Source organism: Syntrophaceticus schinkii, from assembly GCF_000946815.1.
Classification (GTDB): Bacteria; Bacillota; DSM-12270; order Thermacetogeniales; family Thermacetogeniaceae; genus Syntrophaceticus; species Syntrophaceticus schinkii.
In genome coordinates, this window is the sequence record NZ_CDRZ01000110.1 from 1 (window position 1) to 1598 (window position 1598).

3 protein-coding genes are annotated in these 1598 nt (G+C 43.2%); 1 reads left to right on the plus strand and 2 read right to left on the minus strand.

Features of this window, described 5'->3' with window-relative positions; translation table 11 throughout:
• Nucleotides 1-43: 43 nt before the first annotated feature.
• Nucleotides 44-313, minus strand: a complete 270-nt coding sequence (locus tag SSCH_RS21765) for a DegT/DnrJ/EryC1/StrS family aminotransferase (protein WP_408645699.1) — start codon at nt 311-313, stop codon at nt 44-46.
• Nucleotides 246-746, minus strand: coding sequence for a DegT/DnrJ/EryC1/StrS family aminotransferase (locus SSCH_RS05755; protein ID WP_052835366.1), 501 nt, complete (start codon nt 744-746; stop codon nt 246-248). The genes SSCH_RS21765 and SSCH_RS05755 overlap by 68 nt, the downstream gene beginning before the upstream one ends.
• A 483-nt stretch (nt 747-1229) precedes the next feature.
• On the opposite strand from SSCH_RS05755, the gene SSCH_RS05760 reads away from it, so the two are divergent.
• Nucleotides 1230-1598: HD domain-containing protein (locus SSCH_RS05760; protein ID WP_044664639.1), on the plus strand; the 369-nt coding region annotated here is incomplete at its 3' end.

A 1598-nucleotide genomic window follows, 5' to 3' on the forward strand; every position in this document is an offset into this window, starting at 1 on the left:
GTTCAGTTGTTTCAGTTTGCTTCATCTCCAAAAAAGTTTGCGATCAGAGCTGCTGCCCTTTTGATTTCATCCCTTTTAGTTCTGGGAACATCGGAAGAGAAAGAACCTGATTTGCTGCCTGCTCTGAGTGTGGAAAATCCCCGGGCTTGTACCCCAGGTTGCTGAAAACAGGCTGCATGTGCAGGGCCAAAGGATAGTAGACTGTGGTGTGGACGCCCTGTGCTTTCAGATAAGACTGCAGCCTATCACGGTCTTTGGCAGCGATTGTGTACTGGTGGTTGACATGACAGCAGTTTTTGACGGTGTAGGGGATCTGAGATAGGGCAGCTTACCTTTAAGTTGTGCTGATCGGCGATCTCTATGATCCGGTCCATCTCTGCCGGCTGTTCGTAGAGGTGAACCGGAAGCAGTGCCTTTGTTTGAGATGTGATCTTCGATGCAATCAATTCAGGGTCTATATTATAGGTTTTGGGGTCTATATCTACAAAGACAGGGTTGGCACCTGTACGAACGATAGATCCGGCGGTAGCAAAAAAGGTAAACGGTGTTGTGATCACCTCATCACCAGGTCCGACACCACAGGCGAGCAGTGCCAGGTAGAGGGCATCACTGCCATTCCCAACACCGATCCCGTATTTTGCTCCACATAAATTTGCTTCTTCAACTAATTTAACATGCTCACCCAGGATGAACTGGCCGCTGGCTATCACTTCATTTAAAACAGCTGTGATCTCTTCTTGGAGCAAAGAATTCTAGCGCTTGAGGTCGAAGCTGGGAACAGCTTACTGAAAGTTGTCCTGGCTTATCTTAGCCTCGGGATGAATTACCTCTGTTTTTGAAATCATCAATCTCCTTCTCCACCCGGGGTCTGCCCCACACCAAGCACTTTAAAGCCTACCTTTGCCTTCTCAACAGCAAGAGGTAACCCAACATAACCCAGACCGATAACAGAGACAAGAGCTGTTCGTGCTTCAATTTTTTGCTTTAATTCACCTGCTGATTTCTTCCAAATTAATTAGGGGGCTATATAGAAACCATTGGAGATGAAGCGTTTATTGTTTCGCTGAAACGTTTATTTTTTATATTATAAGGGAGGAATTATTTCACCGAATAGAGAAAATATATAACTAGAGGAAACATATGATAAATTCATTAATTTCTAGATACCCTATTTAGCTGCACTAGTTTACTGAAATGCCTATAAATTTTAAGAAGAAGTGTGGTTAAATATGTATGAAATTCGGGATCCCATCCACGGGTTTATAAAAATAAGTGAATGGGAAAAAGACATCCTCGATCATTCTTCCTTTCAGCGTCTAAGGCGAATTAGACAGTTAGCTTGGACAGATATGGTTTATCCGGGAGCAACGCACACGCGATTTGAACATTCTATGGGTGTAATGCATGTAGCAAGCGAAATGTATAAATCTATACTTAGCCGAAAGAAAGAGTATCTTATTGACAAGTTGGGGTTTAATGATGCAGGATTTGATCATGATCTTACTCTGTTACGCTTAACTTCTTTGGTTCATGATATAGGTCACCCTCCATTTTCACACGCCGGTGAAGGTTTAATGCCAAAAAACCCCGAAACAAAA